Below are 23,123 nucleotides of genomic sequence, written 5' to 3' on the forward strand. Positions count from 1 at the left end.
CATCATTTCGCGGATTCGCCGGCGGTTTCGCCCGCTCTCACTCGCGATGATCGACCACCCCGCGCAACCATCGCCAACGCACTAAGCACGCGATCGCCAGCACCAGCAGGAACACGCCATACCCCAGCGAGGTGGCGAGAATCTGCGGCCACATCGCGCCGTGCCCGCGTCCGGCATGCAGGTGCGCCCAATGCACGGTGAGCACGAACGCGCACACCGACACCGCCAGCGACACCGCATCGAACAATTTGCGCGCCGGGTTGCGCGGCCGGCGCGGATACAGCCAGAACAAGGCGCCGAGGATCGCGAACCACGGCAGGAACAGGATCAGCGCCAGATTGAGTTCGACGAAGCGACTCACGACTGGGCCGACTCCTTGGCCGCGCGCGCGTCGGCTTCGGCCTGCGCGATCGCCGCCAGCGCCGCGGCGATCGCGGCGCGCTGCGATGCATCCACCGGATCGGACGCGGCCAATACCGCGTCCAGGTCGCCGCGACCGGCCTTCACCGCGCCGATCAGCTGGCCCACATCCTTGGGCGAGGCGAAACCGCGGCTTTGCAGCAACACCTGTTCGCCATCGGCAAGCTTGAAATAGAACTGCCCATCGGCTTCGCGATACTGCTTGAACACCGGCACCGAATCCGCTTTCGCATCGGCATGCGCGGACGCGGACTCGGCCGACACTTGCGACAGATCGCGCAAGCCCACCGCCGCGCGCAGGCGCTTCATGGTCGAATGCGCGTAACGCTCGCGCACCCGGCGCGCGCCATCGATCAGGATCGCTTCGATCTTGTGCGGTTGCGCGATCAGCGTTTCGTACTTCTCGCGCAGCGGAGAAATTTCCGCGTCGATGCGCTCGAACAAGGCCTGCTTGGCCTCGCCCCAGGCGATGCCGTCGGCGAATGCGCGCCGCATCGCTTCGGTCTCTTCGACGCTAGCGAACGCCTGGTAGATCTGAAACAGCGCCGAGCCTTCGGTGTCCTTGGGTTCGCCGGGCATGCGCGAATCGGTGACGATCGAATAGATCAACTTCTTCAACTGCTCGCGCGGCGCGAACAGCGGAATGGTGTTGTCGTAGCTCTTGCTCATCTTGCGGCCGTCCAGGCCCGGCAAGGTCGCCACGCTTTCCTCGATCAGCGCCTCGGGCAGCACGAAATGCTCGCCGTACAGATGATTGAAGCGCTGGGCGAAATCGCGCGCCATCTCGATGTGCTGGACCTGATCGCGACCGACCGGGACCTTGTGCGCGTTGAACACCAGGATGTCGGCCGACATCAGCACCGGGTACATGAAAAGACCGGCGTTGATCGCCGCGTCGTCGTCCTCGCCCTCGGCGCGGTTCTTGTCGACCGCGGCCTTGTAGGCGTGCGCGCGGTTGAGGATGCCCTTGCCGGCGACGCAGGTCAGGAACCAGCTCAGCTCCGGAATCTCGACGATTTCGCTCTGCCGGTAGAACCACACCTTGGCCGGGTCCAGGCCGCAGGCCAGCCACGCCGCGGCGATCTCCAGGGTCGAGCGCTGCACGCGCTCAGGTTCGGTCACCTTGATCAGCGCATGCAGGTCGGCGAGGAAATAGAAACTCTCCACGTCCGGCGTGAGGCTGGCGGCGACCGCCGGGCGGATCGCGCCGACGTAGTTGCCGAGGTGGGGAGTGCCGGAGGTGGTGATGCCGGTCAGGACGCGGGTCTGGGTCATGGTGAATCGCGGGTGGATCGTGGTCGGCCAGTGTACCCGCTGGCCGCCGCGGCCGACCTCTGAGCCGCGCCGCCCGCGGGGCTGTCCGGCTGAGCGGCGGCTGAGCGCCGTCGGCCGGCGAGGCCGCGCGATCGGGCCTGTGATCGCAACCACAACCCCGTTTCGATCGGGCGGGCGTTTGCAGGATCGACCACCTCATCGACCCACCAGGAGACCCGCCATGTTCCGCTCGCTAGTCCTGCTCGTCGGCGCCGCACTGACCGCAAGCGCCTGCACCCCGAGCTACGCCCGCCCGCTGGTCGATGTCGCCGTGGTCGACCGCGACAACGGCGACTGGCTGCCGAGCTGGCCCCATCGCGGCCAGCAGTGGATCGCCGGCACCCCGGGCCACCGTTATTCGGTGCGTCTGACCAACACCACCGGCCAGCGCGTGCTGGTGGTGCTGTCGGTCGACGGCGTCAACGCGGTCAGCGGCCAGACCGCCAACCCCTCGCAGGCCGGTTACGTGCTCGATGCGTGGCAGTCCACCGAGATCAACGGCTGGCGCAAGTCGCTCGACGACGTCGCCCAGTTCGTGTTCACCGATCTGCCCGACAGCTACGCCGCGCGTACCGGCCGGCCCGACAACGTCGGCGTGATCGGCGTGGCGGTGTTCGAGGAGCGCGTCTATCGCGAACCGCCGCGGCCGTATCCCACGCCTTATCCCTATGGGTATCCGCCGATGGCGCGCGAAGGCGAAGCGGCCAAGGCCGAGCGTCGCGCATCGGGCAACGCCGCACCCGCGCCGGCGGCGAGCGAGATGGGCCGCGAATCGGCCGCCGCCGATGCGGCCGCGCAATCGATCGGCACCGGGCACGGCTCGCGCGAATGGTCGCCGGTGTCGCAGACCCAGTTCGTGCGCGCCTCGCGTTCGCCCGCGCAGATCGTGCAGTTGCGCTACGACGATTACCGCAGCCTGGTCGCGCGCGGCGTGGTGCCGCGCCAGCGCGATCCCTACTACCGCAATCGCAACGAACCCAACGCATTTCCGAGCGGCTTCGTCGCCGATCCCCCGTCGCGCGGGTGGTGAGCGGGAATCGGCTCGCGTCTTGCTTGACCAGTCGACCGCACCTGCGATGAAAAACGCGAGGCAATAAAAACGGGCCGGATTCGCATCCGGCCCGCTTCTCCTCGTACCTCGCAACGGCGGCTGTCCACAACCCCGCCGATGCGATTGGCGCNGCCGCTGATTACATCATCCAGACCCGTCGGGTCAGTTCAAGGTCTTGCCGAACTCGCGCACTTCCTTCTCGGCGCGGTCTTTTTCCCAGCCATAGCGTTCCTGCAGCTTGCCGGCGAGGTATTCGGAGTTGCCCTCGGCGACATCGAATACGTCGTCGGTCAGGTCGCCCCACTTCGCCTTGGCCTTGCCTTTGATCTGGGTCCACTTGCCGGCAATGATGTCTTTGTTCATCGATGTCCACTCCTTCAGTTGGGGGATTCGGATTCGGCGCCGCGCACTGCGTCGTGTCGATCGCGTCGTGCGTGATCGGCCTGCCGAGATCACGAGGCCAGCTTCGCAGCCGCGACATTCGCATCCGATCACGATTGCGTTAGCCCGGACTTGATGTCGATGAACGAAGTGAATCCTTCAGCCGCAAACTGAGCGCTGCGTGGCGTAACCACTGTCGTCGCGTGGTTTCGAACAAAACGCCAGGCAAACAAAAAGGCCGGATCGCTCCGGCCTTTTTGCTTGTAGCGGTTCGCGCTGCTTACTTGCCGTCGCGTACTTCTTCGGCCTTCTGCTCGACCTTCTCGCCGGCCTTCTTCACGTCCTTACCGGCGCCGGCCACGGTGTTGCAAGCACTCAGGGTGCCCATCGAAAACAGGGCCAGCAGCAACAGGGCAGTCAAACGCTTCATAGAATCTCCTTGGTCATAGCGGCCGCGCCACTCGTCGCGTCCTGGAGCCGATCAGACGCGAATGAACGTGAAGCCCGCGTGGAGTGAGGCGCGAAAGCTACGCGAAACAATGCCTTACATGGGTTCGTCGCGTCCGGCGTCAGCCGCGATTCATCGCCGCGGCCGACATTGGCGCGATCTGCCTCACTCGCGCATCAAGGTGGATTTTCCGAACAGGCTTTCGACCAGGTCCACCGACAACTTGGCGGTGCGGTTGCGCTTGTCGAGGATCGGATTGAGTTCGACGATGTCCAGCGACGCGAGCCGTCCGCTGTCGGCGATCATCTCCATCACCAATTGCGCTTCGCGGTAGTTGGGGCCGCCCGGCACCGTGGTGCCCACGCCCGGCGCGATGCTCGGATCGAGGAAGTCGACGTCGAAGCTGACATGCAGATGGGTGTTGTCGTCCACGCCTTCCAGCGCTTCCTCCATCACCCGCTTCATGCCGATCTCGTCGATGTAGCGCATGTCGTACACATCCAGGCCGTGTTGCTGGATCAATTGCTTCTCGCCCGGATCGACCGAGCGGATGCCGATCTGGCGAATGTCTTCGGCGCGCATCGCCGGCGCCGGGCCGCCGAGCGTGGTCAGTTCCTGCGGGCCGATGCCGCACAGGCACGACACCGGCATGCCGTGGATGTTGCCCGACGGCGTGACCTGGCTGGTGTTGAAATCGGCGTGCGCATCGAGCCACAGCACGCGCAGCTGCTTGCCGGTTTCGCGGCAGTAGTTCGCCACCGCGGTGATCGAACCGAGCCCCAGGCAGTGATCGCCGCCGAGCAGGATCGGCATGCGCCCGGCGCGCAGTTCCGCGCCTACCGCGTCCATCACCAGACGGTTCCAGGTCACCACTTCGGGCAGATGGCGATAGCCTTCGACCGGTTTCTGCCAGGGATTGCGCGGGCCGTCGAGATTGCCGCGATCGACCACGTCAACGCCGCGCGCGACCAGGGCTTCGCCGAGGCCGGCGATGCGCAGGGCTTCGGGTCCCATACGCGCGCCGCGGTGGCCGGCGCCGACGTCGGTCGGCGCACCGATCAACGAAACCGGGGGATAGGTACGACTCATAAGGATGTCCTCTGCCGCGCTGGCTGACGGATGAGCGCGCGGCATCGATAGGTGAACGCGGACGATGCCCGCGGCATCGCGCGATCGCCGCAACAGGGCCGTTGCGGCCGCCGACGATGGGGGCATTCTAGTGCCTAAGCGCGAACTGGGCTTAACCGTGAAGGCGTGCGCAAAAACGCGGGGGGGTGAATGGCGAATGCGTTGATTCGTGGCGAGGCGATCGCGCCGTGAGGCCAGGCATGGGTGCTGGGGAGTTTGCTGTTGTTGGTTTCGTTGGCGCGGGGCGCGAGTTGGGCGCGGCATGCTGAGCTGATGTGCTTGCTCGGATGCGGTTGGGGTGCGGCTGGGAGTGCGGCCGGAATTGGCGCGGCCTTCGGATGCGGTGGCCGGGCGGTTGTTTTCTTCTCGGCTTCACGTGGTGCCGCTTGTCCGAATCGAACGGACGACCGCTCGCTTACAAGGCGAGTGCTCTACCAACTGAGCTAAAGCGGCAGCTTGACGTGACGGGCGACCAGCGAGCGGATCGATGGCGCTGGCGCATTCTATCGCGCCCGGGTCTCATCGCGACAGCGCGACGCGTGCGGGCTGCGAATGGGCCGCTATCAACCCAGACCGGCGCAGGAACGGCCGCGCCAGCGCGAGGCGCCGGCGGCGCGGCGCAACGCATCGCCGTTGGAGGTGGTGGTGGCGACGTCGATCCAGGTCGGGCCTTCGCCGCTGTCGCCGAGCGCTTCGACCCGCGCGGTGAAGCCGGCCGCGCTCAACTCGGCGCCGCGCTTGCGCGCCGATTCCTCGCTGCGGAAACGGCCAAGCGCGATGGCGTTGGCTTCGCTGCCGCTCATCACGAACAGATCGCTGAAACCGGCCGCGCGGATGCGCAGCGCGGTGGCCTGCGCGGCCTCGGCGCTGGCCTGCGGCATGTACACGCGCCAACCGCGTGCATTGCTGGTGCTCGCCTGGGTGCGCGTGGCCAGTTTCTGGGCCAGCGGCTGCAGCTTGGCGCGTGCCTCGGCGGCCGCGGCGGTATCGGCGAACGGCCCGATGCTGAAGCATTGCGGCTTGGCTTCGGGCGGTGGTGCGATCGGCGCGGGTGTGGCAGCGGGTGTCGTCGGCAACGGCGTGGCCGTCGCTACCGTGGCGGTCGCAGACGGCGTTGCGGCCGGCGGCGTCTGCGGTTTCTCCGTCGCCGGGGCCGGCGCCGAATTCGCGGGCGCGGCCGACGCGGGCTGCGACGACGGCGCCACCGACGCGGCGGCGACCGTCGTCTTCGGCGGCGTAACGGCTTGCGGCTTGGCCGCGCTGCGCGGTTCGTCGACCATCTGCAGCCGCGCCACGCCGAGCGGAAGTTGTTCGCGCGGCGGCGCGGGCGGCGCGGGCCGCGCGATCCACCACGCGGCGACGCCGAGGTTGAGCGCGATCAGCAGGACGATGAGGGCACGAACGAGCATGCGCAGATTCTAGCCTGCCCGATCGCCGCCCCGCTCAGCGCGAAGTTTCGATTCCGGCCCAGATCGCGAGACCTTCCAGCACCAAGGTCGGCGCGGCGATCGGCGAAGGCAACGCGGCGGCGAGCGCGTCGCTGCCGCCGCCGTGCAGCAGCAACTGCGGCACGGTGCCCAACTTCAACTTGGCCACCGTGAGGCTGCGCTCGATCAGCGCCAATGCCGCGCCGTCGCAGCCCGACGCCAGCGCATCCTCGGTATCGGAGGCGAACGACATGCGCTGGCCGCCGAGCTCGGGCAATTGCGGCGCGCGCCCATGCAGCGCTTCGCGCATCAGCGTCGGCGACGGCGCGATCAGGCCGCCGTGATGCAGGCCGTCGGCGTCGAGCAGGTCGATGGTCAACGCGGTGCCGACCCCGCAGATCAAGGCCGCGCCTTCGCCGCGCGCGTGCGCGCCCAGCAGGGCGAGAAAGCGGTCGACGCCGAGCTTGCGCGGGTCGGCATAGGCGATGCGCACGCGGCCGAAACCGTCGAGTTCGAAACTCGGCTGGGTGCGCGCGATCGAGATCCGTCCGCACCGTTCGGTCAGCGCCTGCAACACCGCCATGCGCAGCGCCGGATGGGCGACGCTGGCCAGATAGGCGACCTCGATGCGCTCGTCCGGCAACGCGTCGGCCAGGGCCGCGGCGACGTCTTCCTCGCGATGCGGCAGCGCCAGCGCCGGGCCGGGGCGGCCGTGCGCATCCAGCGGCGCACACTTGAGCCGGGTATTGCCCAGATCGAACAGCCAGGCGCTCATCGCGCGTCTCCCGCGCCACGGCGCACGCTGACTTCGCCGGCATGGAAGCGGCGTTCGTCGCCGTCGGCCAGACGCACCCGCAACGCGCCGTCGTCGGCCAGACCGATCGCGGTGCCGGCGTGATCGGCCTGCGCGCCGTGGACGGTCACCGCCTGCCCGGCCAAGGCGTCGAACGCGGCATAGCGATCGATGAAAGGCGCCAGGCCGGACGCATCGAATTCGTCCAACGCCGGCAGCAGGCTGTCGAGCAACGCAGCAGCGACCGCATTGCGCGATAGCGGGCGCTGCGCCGCAAGCGTCGCCAGATCGCACCACGGCTGATCGATCTGCGCCGCGGCCGCGGCCGGCATGCGCACGTTGAGGCCCAGGCCGATCACTGCCCGTGCCGGGCCGGCGTATTCGCCGCCGCCTTCGATCAACAGGCCGCCGAGCTTGCGCAGCCCGGCGCCGTCGAGCACGACCAGATCGTTCGGCCACTTCAATCGCACGTCGGCATAGCCCAAGCGCTGCAGGGCCTCGACCGCGGCGATGCCGGCGACCAGGCTCAACCCGCCCAGGCGTGCGAGGCCACCGCCGAAATTGCGCGACAGCGACAGATACAGATGCGCGGCCAGCGGCGAGGCCCAGACCCGGCCGCGCCGACCGCGCCCGCCAGTCTGGCGTTCGGCCAGCAGCACCGCGGCGCCCTGCGCGGGCGTGGGCCGGCGCAGCAATTCGCTGTTGGTCGAATCGATCGTCCAGGCCACGTCCAGCGCCGTCAGGCGCGCGCGCGCGTCGGCGTACATGGCGGCGGTGATCGCCTGCGCATCGAGCAAGTCCAGCGGCTGCGACAAGGCATAGCCGCGACCGGGCTTGGCCTCGATCGCGACCCCGGCTTCGCGCAGGGCTTCGATGCGTTTCCACACCGCGGCGCGGGTCTGCCCGGCCGCGCTGGCCAGCGCGTCGCCGGTGGCGGGACCTTCGATCAGGCGTTGCAGCAGCGCGCGATCGTCCATCAGCTCCGGCGCCAACGGTGCAGCAGGCGCGCGCCGTTGAAGCGCGATTCGGTGCCGGCGCGCAGGCGCGCGATATTGCCGCGATGGGTGAACACGATCAGCACCGCCGTGGCCAGGGCGAAATACAGCCGCGGCAAACCGGCATCGCCGAGCCAGGCCAGCAGCGGCAGGCACAGCGCGGCGATCACCGTGGCCAGGCCGACATAGCCGCTGAGCACGATCACCATCGCCCACACCGCCAACAGAATCGGCAAGGCGAACGGCCACAACACCGCCAGCCCGCCGACCAGGGTCGCCGCGCCCTTGCCGCCGCGAAACCCGTGCCAGATCGGCCAGACATGGCCGAGCACCGCGGCAAACGCGGCCAGATAGCCATGCGAGGTCACCGACAAGGCATGCCCGACCGGCGCATAGCGCAGCGCCAGCCAGGTCGCCAATGCGCCCTTGCCGATATCGAACACCACCACCGCCGCGGCGAACCGCAGCCCCTGGGTGCGGAAGGCGTTGGTGCCGCCGGCATTGCCGCTGCCCTGGGTGCGGATGTCGACCCCGCGCAGCTTGCCCAGCAGCAGGCTGCCCGACAGCGAACCGATCGCGTAGGCGGCCACCAGCAACGCCACCGATACCGGCGCCAGTTGGGTGACCACGGACAATTGCGGAGACAGGAGGTCGAACGGCATGCGCGGATTATGCGCGAGCCGGCGCGGGTTCGAGCGCGGCGCGGATCGATTGGCGATCGGCGCAAACCGGTGGTGGCGTGCGGGTTGTGACCCGCGTGCTGATTGCGTGCACCGCCGCGCGGGTCGTCGCGACGGCAGCCCCGTATCCGACTGTAGGAGCTGCGCAAGCTGCGACCGCGAAACCGCGGCAACGACGTTAGTTGCAGGGACCCGCGCCGCAGCCCCATTGGCGCGGTCGCGGCTCACGCCGCTCCTACAGGTAGGCCATACGGCGGCGGTCCCGCGCGCTGTCCGACGCCACCCTCAAACCGCCCCGGGCACCGGCTGCAACGACACCAGCAACGCGCCGCGCCCCGCATGCGCGCCCAGCGCCGGGCCGGTCTCGACCAGCCAGGCCTGTTCCAGGTCCAGTCGCCGCCGCAGCGCTTCGAGCAGGCGTTCGCCGTCGGTGCGCGCATCGCAATGGCCGACGATCGCGCGCCAGCGCTGGCCGCGCGGCGCGCGCCGGGCGATGTAGCGCGCGAACGCTTCCGGCGCGCCGGCCTTGGCGAACACCCCGCCGCTGACGCCCAACCGGCCTTCGGGCTTGATCTTCGCGATCGGGGTCAAGCCGGTGAACCGCACCAGCGGCACCGCCCACGGCGGAACCCGGCCGCCGCGCACCGCATGCGAGATGTCGCGCGCCATCGCCCAGGTCAGGGTCAACGGCCGCAGCCGTTCGAGTTCGGCCACGATCGCCGCCAGTTCGATGCCGTCGGCGGCCAGCTCGGCCGCGCGCCAGGCCAGCAAGGCCTGGCCACCGGCGGCGTTGAACGTGTCGAACACCTGGACCCGGCGAGCGCCGCTGTCGTCGGCGCGGCCGGCGGCCTGTTCGCCCGACTGCAAGGTGCCCGACACCGCCCGCGACAGCCCCACGTACAGGACCTGGGCGCGATGGCCCAGCAGGAATTCGAAGGTCCGGCGGAAATCGCCCGCCGGCGGCTGGCTGGTGCGCGGAAGATCCGCGCTGACCGCCATGCGCCGGTAGAACTCCGCGGTCGCCAGTCCGATCTTGTCGAGGTAATCGCGGCCGTCGATCGACACCCGCACCGGCACCACGTGCAGGCCGTAATGCTCGGCCAGTTCCTCGGGCAGGTCGGCGGCGCTGTCGGTGACCACGGCCACCCGTTGCACGCGTTCGATGCTGCGCTGCTGCGCGAGCATATCGTCGGCCTTCATGCCCTCGACCGCGCCGAACCGCGCGCACGCGTCGAACAGCGTCTGCGGGGCGCCGACGTGGGCATGCACGCGCATCCGCGTGGCGCCGCCGGCCAGCACCAGCGAATCGGCGCCGATCGCTTCCAGCGCGTCGCGCAGCCGGTCGCGTTGCAGGCCCTCGCCGACCAGCAGGCATTCGCTGCACCAACGGCGCAGCGGATCGACCGTTTCGTGCAAGGCGGGAATCGCCGGGTCGGCGTGATCGCCCGCGTGGGCATGCCCACCGCAGCCTTCGTTCGCGGCGATGCCGGCGCCATGCATGCGCAGCGCGCGCGGGCCGCCGTCGACGAATTCGGCGATGCCTTCGAGCAGGTCGACGAAACCCTGCGCGCCGGCATCGACCACACCGGCCTTTTGCAGCAACGCCATCTGCTGCGGCGTGTACGCCAGTGCCGCGCGCGCCCGTGCCAGTGCGCTGACGAAGCCCGGGCGCGGGTCGCCGTCGGCGCTGGCCGCGGCGGCTTCCTCCAGCGCATCGGCAAAGGCGTTGATGACGCTCAGGATGGTGCCTTCAACTGGATGCGCCAGCGCGGCGCGGGCGTTGGCCGCGCCATGGCGCACCGACGCGGCCAGGGTGGTCGCGTCCAGCTCGGGTTGGGCGCGCGCGTGTTCGGCCACGCCGTGCAGGAACTGGGCCAGGATCGCCCCGGAATTGCCGCGCGCGCCGTCGATGGCGTCGTCGCCGATGCGCTTGAGCAGTTCGCCGATGTGGCGGCTGCGGCGGCTCAGCGCCCCGTTCAGCAGGCTGCCCAGGGTATGCGCGAGGTTGTTGCCGGTATCGCCGTCGGCGACCGGGAACACGTTGATCCGATTGAGCAGGTCGCGCCCGGCGATGACCCGGCGCGCGCCGGAGATCAAGGCCCGGCGCAGGGCGGGCGCGGTCAGCGGCAGGCGGGCGTTGGGCATGGAGCCAGTCTGGCGCAAACACGGATCGGCGCTTGCTGCGGCGCACAAGCGACGCTCCGGTCGAACGGCCGGGCGCGCTTGGCGACCATCCGGCCGAACGGCCGGGCGCACGTGACAACCATCCGGCCGAACGGCCGGATTCGGTAACGGTTTCGCGCTATAGTCGGCAATGGTCCCGGGCGCATCGCCGGGCCGACCTCCAAGGATTCCGCCATGTTACGGATCTGCACCTGCCTGCTGCTCGCTCTCGCCAGTGTCCTGGTCGTCGCGGAGGTGAGTGCGCGCGAGGTCAACAAGCTCAGCCCGGCCGACGCCTGCTCGGCCTCGCAGAAGACCGCCGCCGCCGACCGTCCCGCCGCGCGCACCAGCGCGCCGCCGCCGACCGCGCGCGACACCAAGGCCAAGCCGAGCATGCACAGCGATTCGGACAGCACCAACCGGCTGCAGTCGCCGCGCTGGCACAACTTCCTGCCGGGCATGTTCCGCTGATCGGACCGTTCCGCTGATCGTCTAGGCCGCCGCACCTTGTTCGAGTTCCTGCGCCGTCTGCGGCGCCCCGCCCCATCCATCGACGACGAACTGTGGCGCATCACCGTCGCCGCCCTGCCGTGGGCGAACGATCTGGATGCGTCGCGACAACAGCGGCTGCGCGAACTGAGCGCGCGCTTCCTGCATGAGAAGACCATCACCCCGGTGCAGGGCCTGCATCTGGACGAAGTCCAGCACTGCATGCTCGCGGCGATGTGTTGCCTGTCCTTGCTCGAATTCGGTGCCGAAGGCCTGCACGGCTGGTCGCAGATGCTGGTCTATCCCGACGAGTTCCGGGTCAAGCTGGTCGACTTCGACGAAAACGACGTGCAGCACGAGTGGCACGAGGAAATCAGCGGCGAGTCGCACGACAACGGCGTGCTGATCGTGTCCTGGGCCGACGTCGCCGCCGAATGCGCGGCGCCGCACCGCGGCGACATGGTCGTGGTCCACGAAATGGCGCACAAGCTGGATCTTCTCGACGGTCTGGTCGACGGCACCCCGCCGTTGCCGCGCGAATGGCAGCTCGAATGGGCGCGCGATTTCCAGGCGGCCTACGAGGATTTCGGCGACGAGGTCGATGCCTTGCTCGATGCCGAGGACGAAGACCCGGATCGCTCAGCGAACGACGACGAAGACGCCGGCTACCTGCACGGCATCCGCATCACCGCGGCCGACGCGCCGGAGGAATTCTTCGCCGTCGTCAGCGAATGCCATTTCAGCAATCCCGACGCGTTGCTGGCGCGCCTGCCGCGGGTGGCCGCGCACCTGACCCGGTTCTACGGGCCTTCGCCGTTCGCCTGAACGCACTCGCTTCGATTCGCGCGGATGCATCGGCCCGGACAATCGTCGCGAGCACGAAGTTTTTTTGAGAGAGGCTTCAGCCGCGGTGCTTTACCTTCGACTCACTCGAAGGTCCGCGGCGATCCGAGCGAAAAGCATCCGGTCCGAAGCGTCGTCCACGCAAAACTTTATGAGTCGCGGGTCTCGACGATCCTGCGCGCACAGCAAACGCACGCCGCCGAAAACATCGCACAACCCGGGCCTACAACCCCGGCGGCAACTTCACTTCGAATCGCGTCCCGCCCAATTCCTCCGACGGCGTGACATCCAGAGTGCCGCGGTAGCCGCGCACCAGATCCTGCACGATCGCCAAGCCGATGCCGTGGCCGTGCACACGTTCGTCGCCGCGCACGCCGCGCTGCAGGATCGAGGCGACCTTGTCGGGCGGAATGCCAGGGCCGTCGTCGTCGACCGCGAGCAACAGACCAGGCCTGCGATTGGCCGCGGTCTCGCCGGGCTGGACCGTCAGCAGCACCCGCGAATTCGCCCACTTGAACGCGTTTTCCAACAGATTGCCGAGCAGTTCCTGCAAGTCGCCGGGTTCGCCGTGAAACTGCACGCCGTCGGCGAGATCGAACTCGCACAGCACGCCCTTCGAGGCATAAACCTTTTCCAGGCCGCGCACGATTTCCTCGGCATGCGATTCGATCGCGATCGGCGCGGCGAACAGCGCATGCCCGCCCGACGCGGCGCGCGCGAGCTGGTACGACACCAGATCGTTCATGCGCCGCAATTGCACGCTGACGTCTTCGCGCAATTCAGGATCGATCGGCACCGGCCCGTTCTCGTCATCCAGGCGCGCGTGCAGCACCGCCAGCGGCGTTTTCAGACTGTGGGCAAGATCGGCCAGGGTGTTGCGCTGGCGATCGAGATTTTCGCGTTCGCTCTCGATGAAGGCGTTGATGCTTTCGGTCAGCGGTTCGAGCTCGCGCGGATGGCGTTCGCTCATGCGCGAGGCCAGGCCGCGCTGCACGCGCTTGAGTTCCTCGATCACGCGTTTGAGCGGACGCAGGCTCCACTGCATGATCAAGGCCTGCAACAGCAGCAGGATCACGCCGGCGCCGCCGAGATAGCGCCACAGCGCCTGACGGAACACCGCGACCTGATGGCGCAGCGCGCTGGTGTCTTCGAGGATATAGATCGTGTACTGGAATTCGGCCTTGGCGTCGCCGTCGACGCTCCAGATCAGGCCGCGCCCGTAACGGTAGGCCTCGCCGGTGCGGCCGCTGATCTCGGTGACCGGCAGCGGGCCTTCAAAGGTTTCCTCGGTGGGCTTGAGCATGCCGCCGTCGGGCAGCACCGGGCCTTGCGCTGACATCGAATCCCAGTGCCCGTCGGGCAGGATGACTTCGGCATACAGACCGCTGCCGGGCCGGTCGAAACGCGGGTCCGGCGGATCGTAGGGCGGGATGATTTCGCCGCCGCGACCGAAATCGGTGTCGGCCGCGTAGGCCAGCGCGTAACTGGTCAGGCGCTGGCGCAGATTGCTTTCGGCGGTCTCAAGGAAAGCGCGGTCGAGCGCGTAACCGGCCAGGGCCAGGAACGCCAACAGGCCCAGGCTCGCGGCCAGCAACTGGCGCGCGCGCAGCGAACGCGGCTGCCCCCAGCTCACGGCATCGGGCGGGCAACGCGGCCCGCATCAGGAAAAGACGCGGGCCGCATACGGTCCGTCAGGTACTCCGGATCAGTCGCCGCTGCGCGGAATGGCGAAACGGTAACCGCGGCCGCGCACGGTCTCGATCGGCTTGAGCGCGCCGTCGGGATCGAGCTTCTTGCGCAGGCGGCCGATGAACACTTCCAGCACGTTGGAGTCGCGGTCGAAGTCCTGTTGATAGATGTGCTCGGTCAGGTCGGCCTTCGAGACCAACTCGCCCGCATGCATCATCAGGTACTCCAGCACCTTGTACTCGTAGCTGGTGAGGTCGACGTTGGTGCCGTTGACGCTGACCGTCTGCGCGGCCAGGTCCAGCATCACCGGGCCGCATTCCAGGGTCGGCTTGCTCCAGCCCGCGGCGCGGCGCACCAGCGCGTTGAGACGCGCCAGCAGTTCCTCGACGTGGAACGGCTTGACCAGGTAATCGTCGGCGCCCTGCTTGAGGCCCTCGACCTTGTCCTGCCAGCTCGAACGCGCGGTCAGGATCAACACCGGGAATTTCTTGCCCTCATCGCGCAGGGCCTTGATCAGTTCCATGCCCGACATCTTGGGCAGGCCCAGATCGATGATGCCCAGGTCGAACGGCACCTCGCGGCCCATGTACAGGCCTTCCTCGCCGTCTTGCGCGGCATCGACCGCGAAGCCCTCGCGCTTCAAGCGCGCGGCCAGGGTCTCGCGCAGAGGCGCTTCGTCTTCGACCAGCAGAATTCGCATGGGCACTCCCTTGATGAAGTCGGTCCGACCGGATCGTTTGGACCGTCGGAGCGAAGGTTAGTCGTTATCGTTGTCGTCGCGGCGTGTAGGGCGATCGTCGTCGCGGCGCCCACGCTGCTGGGGATCGTCCATGTAAACACGGACCCGGCCACTGGAATCGACCACTTTGACCCGATTTACGTCACGGCCGTCAAAAGGGATGCGTTCGGCGCTGAGCACCTGGCCGCCGCCGCTTTCGCGCTCGACCCGGCGGATCGCGTCGGACAGGGAGCGGTGGTCCTCGCGACGGTCGTGGCCGCGCCAGGGCCGGCCGCCGTCGTCTTGCTGCTGCGCCACGGCCTGGCCGACCGCCGCCGACGAGGCGACGAGCAGCAGCAAGGACAGGACGCGGGCGGACCGGATGCTCATGACTTCGAAGTTGACCCCAGCGGAACAATAAAGTGCGTAAATCGCAATGTGCAGGCATTTTCGAAACGTAGCGGTGAATCCGATCTGAACTTTTCCGAACGGTCCCAGCCGCCATTCAGGCCGGTACGACCGCCATCACACGTTGGCGCTGTTGAAACGGGCCCAAGCGTGGGCCGAAGCCCGGGCCAATCATCGGCACGATCAGTAGATTTCGCCGACACAGCAACGCAGCGACCCGCCGCCAGCCTCGATCGCGTCCAGTTCGACCGTCGCCACCGCGAACCCGGCCTCGGCCAGTCCGGCCCGGGTCGCGGGCGTCAGCGAACGCCCGGCCGCGGCGCTCATCCAGACTTGGTCCGAAGACAGCGCGATCGAATTGGCCGCGAACGCCGCGTGCTCGGCGGCCGACAGCAGCCAACCGTGCGGGGCATGGAAGCCGGCGATCGCCTCGGCCACGCCAGCATCGGCGAATCCGCCCGGACACACCAGCGCGGCGCGGCCGGCCAGCACCGCCAGCACCACATTGGTGTGGTATTCGCCCGGCGCCAGGTCGAACAGCAGGGTCGCGCGCAGCCCCAGCGCCTCGTGCATCAGCCGCGCGCCGGCCTCGTCGCAGCGTTCCGACAGACCCACGTAGCCCAGCCCGCGGGCGCGATCGATCACCAGCGCGCCGGTGAGTTCGCACGGATGCGGCTGGGTCGACAGGTCCACTTCGGCGTAGCCCAGCATCTGGGTGAAGAAGGCGCGGATGTCGGCGCGGGTCGCCTCGCGCTGGCGCACCGGGTGGCGCATGCGCCCGATCACGCAGCGCGGGCCGGTGGCCGCGCCGGCGCTGGTGGCGAAGACGTTGTTCGGAAACAGCGCGTCCGGGGTGTCCGGGTCGCCGGCGAAACAGATCGTCGGCAGCACCGGCGACAAGGCACGCTGCAGCGCGCGGTGCTGGGCGCTGGCCCGGCCCGGGTCGAACTCGTCGGCCTGGGCCATGTAGCGGTTGTCGCCGGCCGATTGCTCGGCGCGGGCGAAGCCATCGGGCGCGACCAGGAACGCGGCGCGCGCGGTCGCCGCGCCGAAATCGGCCGACAGCGAGCGGGCGTGGGCGAAGAAGGCGGCGTGGTCGCGAGTGATCATGCGTGAGTGCAGCCGCTCAGGCGGCGTCGCGCGCGGCGAACGATTCGGTCACCGCCAGCGCCTGTTCGATCAGCGACCAGTCCGCGCCGGGCTTGTGCGCGCCTTCGCTGAGGACCTGCCGGAACGCGCGACCGCCGCGCTCGCCATGGAACAGGCCGAGCATGTGCCGGGTGATGTGCTTGAGGAACACGCCGCGTTCGAGCTGGCTTTCGACGTATGGGCGCAGCGACCGCAACAGTTCGGCGCGGCTGCGCAGTTCGCCGCCGAACCACTCCGTGTCGAGCCGATGCAGCACATAAGGCTCGTGGTACGCGGCGCGGCCCAGCATCGCGCCGTCGGTGTGCTGCAGATGCGCGGTCGCTTCTTCCGGCGTGGCGATGCCGCCGTTGACGACCACCTGCAGCGCCGGGCGTTCGAGCTTGAGCCGATACGCCCAGTCGTAGCGCAGCGGCGGCACCTCGCGGTTTTCCTTCGGCGACAGGCCCTTGAGCCAGGCGTTGCGGGCGTGCACCACGAACATCCGGCAGCCGGCCGCGGCGACCTCGTCGACGAAGGCCAGGAACACTTCGAAACGATGGTCGTCGTCGACCCCGAGCCGGCACTTGACCGTGACCGGCACATCGCAGGCCTCGACCATCGCCGCGACCGAGGCCGCCACCAGCGCCGGCTCGCGCATCAGGCAGGCGCCAAAGCGTCCGGCCTGGACCCGGTCGGACGGGCAGCCGCAATTGAGATTGATCTCGTCAAACCCCCACTCGGCGCCGGTCCGCGCCGCCTGCGCCAGAAAGGCCGGTTCGCTGCCGCCGAGCTGCAACGCGACCGGATGCTCGATCGGATCCATCGCCAGCAAGCGCGCGCGGTCACCGTGGATGACCGCGTTGGCGTGGACCATCTCGGTGTATAGCCGCGCATGCGGGGCCAGGGTGCGGTGGAAGACGCGGCAGTGCGAGTCGGTCCAATCCATCATGGGCGCGACAGAAAGCATAATTTCTTTCTTATTCAACATTTTAGGTGGCTTTTCACCCCATGAGGCGGTGCAGTTCATCCCGCTGAGTCATTGGCACTCCCTCCCAATCGCATTCCAGCGTAACGTTGCTGCACCACGTGGAATCGGGTGTATCAACAAGAGGGGGTAGTCGAAAAACGCGGGAATGAAGTGGCGCGCGATGGTGCGGTTGAAGGGCCATCCTACCAAGACCTCGACCTTCCACGGCCGGAAGACGGCAGAGGACTGGGCGCGCGACACGGAGGATGCGCTCCGCTCCGGCAAGACCTTGCCGGGTCCGAGCCCTACCCTTTCGGCCGTGATCGACCGCTATATCAAGGGGCTACAAACCTTCAAACCGGTGTCCGACACCAGACTCGGCAATCTCACACGCCGGAAAGAATCGCTCGGTGATCGTAAAGTTGCGAGCCTCACTGGGCAGGATGTCCTCGACCACGCCGCCAAGCGCTGCGAGGTCATTGGACCTGCAACGATGCAGATCGAGTTGGGGTACCTCGCCGAGACGCTGAAGGCCGCGCGAACTTTTTGGGTTATGACCATCCCAGACATCGTTGCCGCGGCGCGGCCGACTCCTGTACGCACCGGCATGATCGGAGACCCCTACGAGCGCGACCGGCGTCCGACCGCTGAGGAGTTGAAGAGCCTTGAGGCGTTCTATCGCTACAACCTCGCGCGGACGCCAATGCGAGATTTGATTCCCTTCGTGATCGACAGCGCAATGCGACTAAGCGAAATCACATCGATTCGCTGGGAGGACTACCGCCCAGGCAACAAGCCGCTGGTCCTAATCCGAAGCCGGAAAGACCCGAAGAAGAACATCAATCATCAGTGGGTCCGCTCTTGGGACCTTGCGCCGAGATTATCGATCGCCAGCCGAAGAAGGGTAAGTGCATCTTCCCCTCACAAGCCGGACACCATCGGCTCCAGTTTCCGCCGTGCGTGCCTGCGTCTGGAAATCGCTGACCTTCCCTTCCACGATTTGCGCCACGAAGGCACATCGCGACTGTTCGAAGCGAATTATGACATCCGGCGGGTCGCCATCGTGACCAGCCATCGCGACTGGAAGTTACTGAAGCGCTATACGAATCTGAAGTCCGCTTCACTTCATCCCGAAAAGCCCGTTGCTCTGATCCAGTTCTACCCCTCAAAGAAGCGGCCTGACATATCGGTCGCGCAGTCGCCTCATGCATGCAGCCTTCATGAGCGGACGACGGGGCTGGCACGATCAGTGCGCGGCGGCCGATTGGAACGGATGAAGGAAGTTCACGATGGCGGGATTAGCCTGCCACCGGCCCTTTTTTTGTTCCCGACAATCGTCCTGTGCCGCACACACCAGCTAAGAAGCTTTGGCCAGCGCCGTACAGTGTGAAGCCGGTCAATGACGATGACGTTTTCTAGGCTAATGTGCCAGCGCGCGGTGCAGCCCAGGCCGCCGACAATCGTCACTATTCGGCCGTGTCCGACGCTTGCAGCATTGTTCGATGACGCAGAAGAGTCGCTACAACCGTCGACGTTCAGCCATTTAAATTCGCCTCAATAAGATCGGCTATGTCATTGAGCGACGGGTTTTTAGGAAACTGCAACTCCCGAAATTCGATGCCAAACCGCTCTTCAACATCCATCATCAGATCGACCATTATTATCGAGTCGATGCCGAGTTCGCCTTGAGTCGTCGAAGCACTTACGCTTTCCGGTTTCAAGTCGAACTTGTCCACTATCATGCTCTTCAACTTATCTAGTATCTCGTCCCGCAGCATAAATAAGCCCCCGTCGTTCATTCAGTGGCAGCAAGGTTAAAGGGATGGATCAGGTAACGCCAGAGCAATTAAAACAGAGTGTACAGGCTCAGTCCTCGGTCAGGGTCAAACTCGGCGTGCCTGTGGCGCTTGCCACCATCGCTGTCAACTTATTTTCGCAATCTGCCAGCGAGGCTTCCACCTCTGGAATAGGCGTACTTGCTGGTTACATATTTTACGCTCTAACCACGTACGTCGTGGCGCGCCATCCAGGCCACCTCTCGTGGCGCAATATAGCGATAGGCACGGCAGCACTCGATCCCATCATTCTATCCGCCTGGCTGTACTTCGAAGGCGAAGCAGCGATTCTGATAGTCGGTTTTTACCTCTTCACAATACTTGGATTTGGCTTCCGCATCGGCCCAAAGATAATGCGGTTCTGCCAAACGGTCGCCATAGGCTGTTTTGGCCTGGTGCTCATGGGCTCTCCAATATGGAGAGATAACCTATTCTTCGGCCTATCCCACCTGATTCTCCTTCTTATCGTTCCGATGTATGCCGGATCGCTCATGCGCGACTTGCGTGCAGCGAAAGCTGATGCCGAGCGTGAAAGCAAGGCCAAAACACAGCTACTGGCCAATGTCAGCCACGAGCTGCGCACTCCGCTCACGGGCATCGTGTCTGCCGCGCAGCTATTGGACAGTCACAGCAATACGCCCGAAGCCAACCGGCTAGCAGCCACCATACTCAAGCTGTCTTCTTCTCTCGACGCTGAGATCAGCCAGCTCTTGGACTTGTCCAAACTTGGCATTCAACCTGCTGCCGGTCCACCGATCGCGTACGAGCTTCGCACCGTCATCAACACGATCGAAGTGGCGCTGAAAGAGATTGCAGCATCGAAAGGGGTTGAATTAAAGACGGAAATTTCACCGGACATCGCTCGACCGGTGCTGGGTCATCCCCATGAATTGACGAGCATCCTCATGAACCTGGCTGGCAATGCCGTCAAGTTCACCCACACCGGCTCGGTGACCATTCAAATCAACTTGAAGGCCGCCACGGAGCGCACTTACTCGCTCGCGTTCATCGTCTCCGACACCGGTATCGGCATACCGCTGGAGCACCAGGAAAAGCTGTTCGAACCGTTCTATAGGATCGAGACCGGCGATCGGCGCCAGTACCGCGGAACCGGATTAGGCACGACCATCGCACGCGAACACGTTCGGCGGATGGGCGGTGAGCTTTTGGTTTCCAGTTCCCCTGGCGAAGGCTCCACGTTCTGGTTCGACATCGAACTGCCCATAGCCAGCTTGCCGGTCGTGCCCGTAGACGACCAGCCACCACCGATCCTTGCTCCGAAGCGCATCCTCGTGGCGGACGACAACGCCCTCAATCTGGAACTGCTACTGCAAATGCTGGCGCGAGACGGCCACATAGTGACCGCAGCCCACAACGGCAATGATGCGTTGAGCCAACTCGCGCTGGATGACTTCGATGTCGTCATGCTCGATTTCAACATGGATGACCTTGACGGCCTTTCCGTTTTTCAAACCTACGCGATGGGCCGCCTGCATCCCGCACCGACGTTCTTCGTCACTGCCGACACATCAAGTTCGACCGCCGCGAAATTGAGCAAGGCGGGTGCGGCCGGCGTGGTGTATAAGCCACTGACGTTCGACAAGCTACGCGGCGCGATCGCTTCCGTCTTTCCGAACGAGGCCCCGGTCGCCCGGCCCGACGCCACCGATCACGGCGGGACTCGACTGAGCGCTGTTCCTGTCGAGCACATCGATCCGGCGATCTTGGATCTATTGCGCGAAATCAAAGATCAACCGGAGTTTCTGCATAAGATCATCGGCGATGGCATTGCCGACCTGCGCGATCTTTTCAGCCAACTGTCCGACGCCATCACCGATCGCGACCTCCATCTGGTCCATCACCGCGCTCACGCCATGCGCGGTGTCGCGCTAAACATCGGAGCAGTCAGATTAGGCGCTCAATGCGAGCGCCTAATGGACATCCCCATGGATCAATTGAACGCATCCAGCGAGCGGCTTCATGATGAACTGGTATCAACCTGGAAGGAGGCGCTGCAGGCGCTTGAAGAACTTCGCGCCCCCTTCGCCGGCACCGCGCACCCGACGGCATGATCGCTTATTTGCCGCCAGCGGCATCTCGCGATTGCATCAGGATCAGCATTTCCATGGTGCGAATCTCTTCAGCGCTCAGATTCATGGCGGTTTCAACCCAGTCCTCGACGACCCTGACCCCTTCGTCATAGTTGAGCGGAGCCGTCCTGTATCTGCTTGCTTGCACCTTCAACAAGGCCTTCTGCCTGCGTGAGTGCTCGGCGACATACCTCTCCACGGCACGCTCACCTTCTCCATCGCGGCATAGCTCATCAATGATGCCCATTTCGTACAGCTCGGCGGCGGAATAAATCCGTTTGTTCGTCATCATCTTCTCGGCCTGCCTCGCACCAACCTTGCTGGCCAACAGCCCCATGGCTCCTGTGCAGGGAAACAAGCCGAACATGATTTCAGGAAAACCAAACGAGCTCCGCTGCTCGGCGATTACATAGTCGGTGCTCAGCACCATCTCGAATCCACCGCCCAATGCCCGACCCTGCACCAGACTGATCGACGTGCTCTCGCCCTTGAGCCGCGTCGACCAACCGTGCATCAGATCGAGGCAGGCCATCGAGTACTGCCTGAGCCTCTCTTCGTCGCGGGCCGCGATGCAGGAGCGAAAGAACCGCAAGTCGCCGCCAACACTGAAGTAGTCGGGGTGCGTCGACTGGATCACGGTGTACCGGGTGGGCAACGCAGCCGTCACACCAACGGGCCTGCGGATCGAGTCCAGTACGCTCTGGAATTCACCTACCAACGCGGGAGTGAAGTTTTGAAGACCGGAATTTTGATCTGGGGAAAACCGCACCCAAAGCACGTTAGACGCCAGCCGCCTATTTTCCGTCACGATGCGACGGGAAAATTGAACGGGCTGGATCGACGATTTGGGCAGATAACTCTGCAAAACGGGCATGGCGCTCATAATTAAATCCTCGGGAGGTTGGCGTGGTTACATCGAAAGGCTGCGCTCGGTGCCTAGCACCAGAGCAGCATTTGTTCCACCAAACCCGCAAGAGAAGCTAACTGCCAAGTCAATTCTGCAATCTGTGCGCGGAAGCTCTCCTACGTGATTTAGGCTACAACGTTCATCAACGACTCCAATGTTGCCGCTCGCCGGCAACAACGACTCGTTCATTGCAACTACGGTGATAAGACATTCCATTGCGCTGGCCGCGCCGAGCAAATGTCCATGGACAGATTTGGTCGAACTGACAGCCGCTGAGGCCGGACCATCACCGAAGACCCCCCTTATCGCCGCCGCTTCTATTACATCGCCGCCTTCCGTAGCCGTGGCATGTGCATTTATATATCCCACCTCTTCCGCTTCGACTCCGGCGTCCTCTAACGCCGATTGCAAACATTCGATCTGGCCGGCACTATGCGGCATTCCGATGTGATACGCGTCGCATGAGACTCCGTAGCCGCGTACATATCCGTGAATTTTCGCTCCGCGTCGTTCGGCCAAATCGGCGGCTTCCAGCACGAGAAAAGCGGCGCCTTCGCCAAGCACCAATCCGCTGCGGTCCTTTGAGAACGGTCTGCAGGAATGACCGGGATCGTCGATACGCGGTTTCGACAGAGCGCGCGTGCCATCAAACACAGCAATCAGGGCCGCGCTCAGTGGCGCTTCCGCTCCCCCCGTCACGGCCACATCAAGATACCCATCGGCAATGGCTCTCATCGCCTCACCGATGGCCACTCCCGATGAGGCGCACGCGCTTGAGTGGGTGATAACCGGCCCGCGAATCTTGTGGCGGATCGCAATTTGAGCGGCGCCGCTATTGGCCATGATGGACATCGCGGTGAACGGCCTGGATTTATGCTTCCCGTTTAACAGCGATTCCTCAAACCAATTTTGAAGGGACGCCATCCCGCCATTGACGTTTCCATAGTAAACGCCTGCCTTAGAGCCAAAGCTTTCAAAAGTACCCAGCCCAGCGTCAGTGATCGCGTCACCGGCGGCGATGACCGCCATTTCATGGCATCTATCCAGAAACGGCCGCTCGATATAACTGAATCGTTCCGAGAACGTCCCTTTCACGGTGCCCGCTACGTGTTGGCTCGGCAATCTAGGAACCGTGATCAGCTCGATCCCAGTCGTGCCGACACGTAACGCGCCTGCCACTTCGGAGACCGACAGACCGAGCGGACTGAGCACGCCCATACCTGTAATAGCAACTTGCCGCCTTTTCATC

23 protein-coding genes and 1 tRNA gene are annotated in these 23,123 nt (G+C 65.6%); 5 read left to right on the plus strand and 19 right to left on the minus strand.

Annotated features, from left to right (window positions below; all coding sequences use genetic code 11):
* Positions 1-37: 37 nt before the first annotated feature.
* Both ASD86_RS01365 and ASD86_RS01370 read right to left on the minus strand, forming a co-directional pair.
* On the minus strand, positions 38-361 hold the full coding sequence (locus ASD86_RS01365) for a hypothetical protein (protein ID WP_235567630.1): 324 nt from the start codon (positions 359-361) through the stop codon (positions 38-40).
* The gene (locus ASD86_RS01370) at positions 358-1,695 is read right to left on the minus strand and encodes a tryptophan--tRNA ligase (RefSeq protein ID WP_056106078.1); all 1,338 of its coding nucleotides are present in this window, start codon (positions 1,693-1,695) and stop codon (positions 358-360) included. The genes ASD86_RS01365 and ASD86_RS01370 overlap by 4 nt, the downstream gene beginning before the upstream one ends.
* Positions 1,696-1,915: 220 nt before the next feature.
* Between ASD86_RS01370 and ASD86_RS01375 the strand changes: the two genes are divergently transcribed.
* Complete coding sequence (locus ASD86_RS01375; protein ID WP_056106080.1) at positions 1,916-2,764, plus strand: hypothetical protein; 849 nt, start codon at positions 1,916-1,918, stop codon at positions 2,762-2,764.
* 183 nt (positions 2,765-2,947) lie between these two features.
* Here ASD86_RS01375 and ASD86_RS01380 read toward each other — a convergent pair whose 3' ends face one another.
* The 9 genes from ASD86_RS01380 to ASD86_RS01420 form a co-directional block, all read right to left on the minus strand.
* Positions 2,948-3,148 carry a CsbD family protein gene (locus tag ASD86_RS01380; protein WP_036106652.1) on the minus strand — a complete coding sequence of 67 codons (201 nt, stop codon included), beginning with the start codon at positions 3,146-3,148 and terminating at the stop codon, positions 2,948-2,950.
* Positions 3,149-3,446: 298 nt separating this feature from the next.
* Complete coding sequence (locus ASD86_RS01385) at positions 3,447-3,596, minus strand: entericidin A/B family lipoprotein (protein ID WP_036106649.1); 150 nt, start codon at positions 3,594-3,596, stop codon at positions 3,447-3,449.
* 183 nt (positions 3,597-3,779) lie between these two features.
* Complete coding sequence (gene rocF, locus ASD86_RS01390) at positions 3,780-4,703, minus strand: arginase (RefSeq protein WP_056106082.1); 924 nt, start codon at positions 4,701-4,703, stop codon at positions 3,780-3,782.
* Positions 4,704-5,119: 416 nt separating this feature from the next.
* Positions 5,120-5,195 (minus strand) — tRNA-Thr (locus ASD86_RS01395).
* A gap of 110 nt (positions 5,196-5,305) precedes the next feature.
* Positions 5,306-6,151, minus strand: coding sequence for a hypothetical protein (locus ASD86_RS01400; RefSeq protein WP_056106084.1), 846 nt, complete (start codon positions 6,149-6,151; stop codon positions 5,306-5,308).
* Positions 6,152-6,185: 34 nt separating this feature from the next.
* Positions 6,186-6,944, minus strand: coding sequence for a type III pantothenate kinase (locus ASD86_RS01405; RefSeq protein ID WP_056106086.1), 759 nt, complete (start codon positions 6,942-6,944; stop codon positions 6,186-6,188).
* On the minus strand, positions 6,941-7,939 hold the full coding sequence (gene birA, locus ASD86_RS01410; RefSeq protein ID WP_056107023.1) for a bifunctional biotin--[acetyl-CoA-carboxylase] ligase/biotin operon repressor BirA: 999 nt from the start codon (positions 7,937-7,939) through the stop codon (positions 6,941-6,943). Before birA ends, ASD86_RS01405 begins: the two co-directional genes overlap by 4 nt.
* Positions 7,939-8,619 (minus strand): glycerol-3-phosphate 1-O-acyltransferase PlsY, encoded by a 681-nt coding sequence (gene plsY / locus ASD86_RS01415; protein WP_056106088.1) that lies wholly within the window; start codon positions 8,617-8,619, stop codon positions 7,939-7,941. The genes birA and plsY overlap by 1 nt, the downstream gene beginning before the upstream one ends.
* Before the next feature lie 303 nt (positions 8,620-8,922).
* Positions 8,923-10,782 (minus strand): DegV family protein, encoded by a 1,860-nt coding sequence (locus ASD86_RS01420; protein ID WP_056106090.1) that lies wholly within the window; start codon positions 10,780-10,782, stop codon positions 8,923-8,925.
* A gap of 213 nt (positions 10,783-10,995) precedes the next feature.
* On the opposite strand from ASD86_RS01420, the gene ASD86_RS01425 reads away from it, so the two are divergent.
* Both ASD86_RS01425 and ASD86_RS01430 read left to right on the plus strand, forming a co-directional pair.
* Complete coding sequence (locus tag ASD86_RS01425; RefSeq protein ID WP_056106092.1) at positions 10,996-11,271, plus strand: hypothetical protein; 276 nt, start codon at positions 10,996-10,998, stop codon at positions 11,269-11,271.
* A 36-nt stretch (positions 11,272-11,307) separates the two neighbouring features.
* Positions 11,308-12,114 (plus strand): M90 family metallopeptidase, encoded by an 807-nt coding sequence (locus tag ASD86_RS01430; protein ID WP_235567631.1) that lies wholly within the window; start codon positions 11,308-11,310, stop codon positions 12,112-12,114.
* 241 nt (positions 12,115-12,355) lie between these two features.
* Here the strand turns inward: ASD86_RS01430 and ASD86_RS01435 are convergent, their stop codons facing one another.
* The 5 genes from ASD86_RS01435 to dusA form a co-directional block, all read right to left on the minus strand.
* Positions 12,356-13,765: an ATP-binding protein gene (locus ASD86_RS01435; protein ID WP_056106093.1), complete on the minus strand. Its 1,410-nt coding sequence runs from the start codon at positions 13,763-13,765 to the stop codon at positions 12,356-12,358.
* A gap of 72 nt (positions 13,766-13,837) precedes the next feature.
* A complete protein-coding gene (locus ASD86_RS01440; protein ID WP_036106626.1) occupies positions 13,838-14,521 on the minus strand; it encodes a response regulator transcription factor in 684 nt (227 codons plus the stop codon).
* Between the two features lie 57 nt (positions 14,522-14,578).
* Positions 14,579-14,929: a hypothetical protein gene (locus ASD86_RS27615; protein WP_235567632.1), complete on the minus strand. Its 351-nt coding sequence runs from the start codon at positions 14,927-14,929 to the stop codon at positions 14,579-14,581.
* A gap of 201 nt (positions 14,930-15,130) precedes the next feature.
* Positions 15,131-16,057, minus strand: a complete 927-nt coding sequence (locus ASD86_RS01450) for an arginine deiminase-related protein (RefSeq protein WP_056106097.1) — start codon at positions 16,055-16,057, stop codon at positions 15,131-15,133.
* Between the two features lie 16 nt (positions 16,058-16,073).
* Positions 16,074-17,063 (minus strand): tRNA dihydrouridine(20/20a) synthase DusA, encoded by a 990-nt coding sequence (gene dusA, locus ASD86_RS01455; RefSeq protein WP_056106099.1) that lies wholly within the window; start codon positions 17,061-17,063, stop codon positions 16,074-16,076.
* 145 nt (positions 17,064-17,208) lie between these two features.
* Here dusA and ASD86_RS01460 point away from each other — a divergent pair, with 145 nt between their 5' ends.
* Entirely contained in the window at positions 17,209-18,432 is a 1,224-nt protein-coding gene (locus ASD86_RS01460; protein ID WP_056106100.1) for a tyrosine-type recombinase/integrase, read from the plus strand.
* A gap of 145 nt (positions 18,433-18,577) precedes the next feature.
* Here ASD86_RS01460 and ASD86_RS01465 read toward each other — a convergent pair whose 3' ends face one another.
* Positions 18,578-18,841, minus strand: coding sequence for an acyl carrier protein (locus ASD86_RS01465; RefSeq protein WP_056106101.1), 264 nt, complete (start codon positions 18,839-18,841; stop codon positions 18,578-18,580).
* 23 nt (positions 18,842-18,864) lie between these two features.
* On the opposite strand from ASD86_RS01465, the gene ASD86_RS01470 reads away from it, so the two are divergent.
* On the plus strand, positions 18,865-20,949 hold the full coding sequence (locus ASD86_RS01470) for an ATP-binding protein (RefSeq protein ID WP_056106102.1): 2,085 nt from the start codon (positions 18,865-18,867) through the stop codon (positions 20,947-20,949).
* Positions 20,950-20,953: 4 nt separating this feature from the next.
* Here the strand turns inward: ASD86_RS01470 and ASD86_RS01475 are convergent, their stop codons facing one another.
* Positions 20,954-21,850, minus strand: a complete 897-nt coding sequence (locus ASD86_RS01475; RefSeq protein ID WP_056106103.1) for a crotonase/enoyl-CoA hydratase family protein — start codon at positions 21,848-21,850, stop codon at positions 20,954-20,956.
* Positions 21,851-21,877: 27 nt separating this feature from the next.
* Positions 21,878-23,122, minus strand: a complete 1,245-nt coding sequence (locus ASD86_RS01480; RefSeq protein ID WP_162253591.1) for a beta-ketoacyl-[acyl-carrier-protein] synthase family protein — start codon at positions 23,120-23,122, stop codon at positions 21,878-21,880.
* Between the last annotated feature and the right edge of the window lies 1 nt (position 23,123).

Source organism: Lysobacter sp. Root690, assembly GCF_001427785.1.
Taxonomy (GTDB): Bacteria; Pseudomonadota; Gammaproteobacteria; order Xanthomonadales; family Xanthomonadaceae; genus Lysobacter.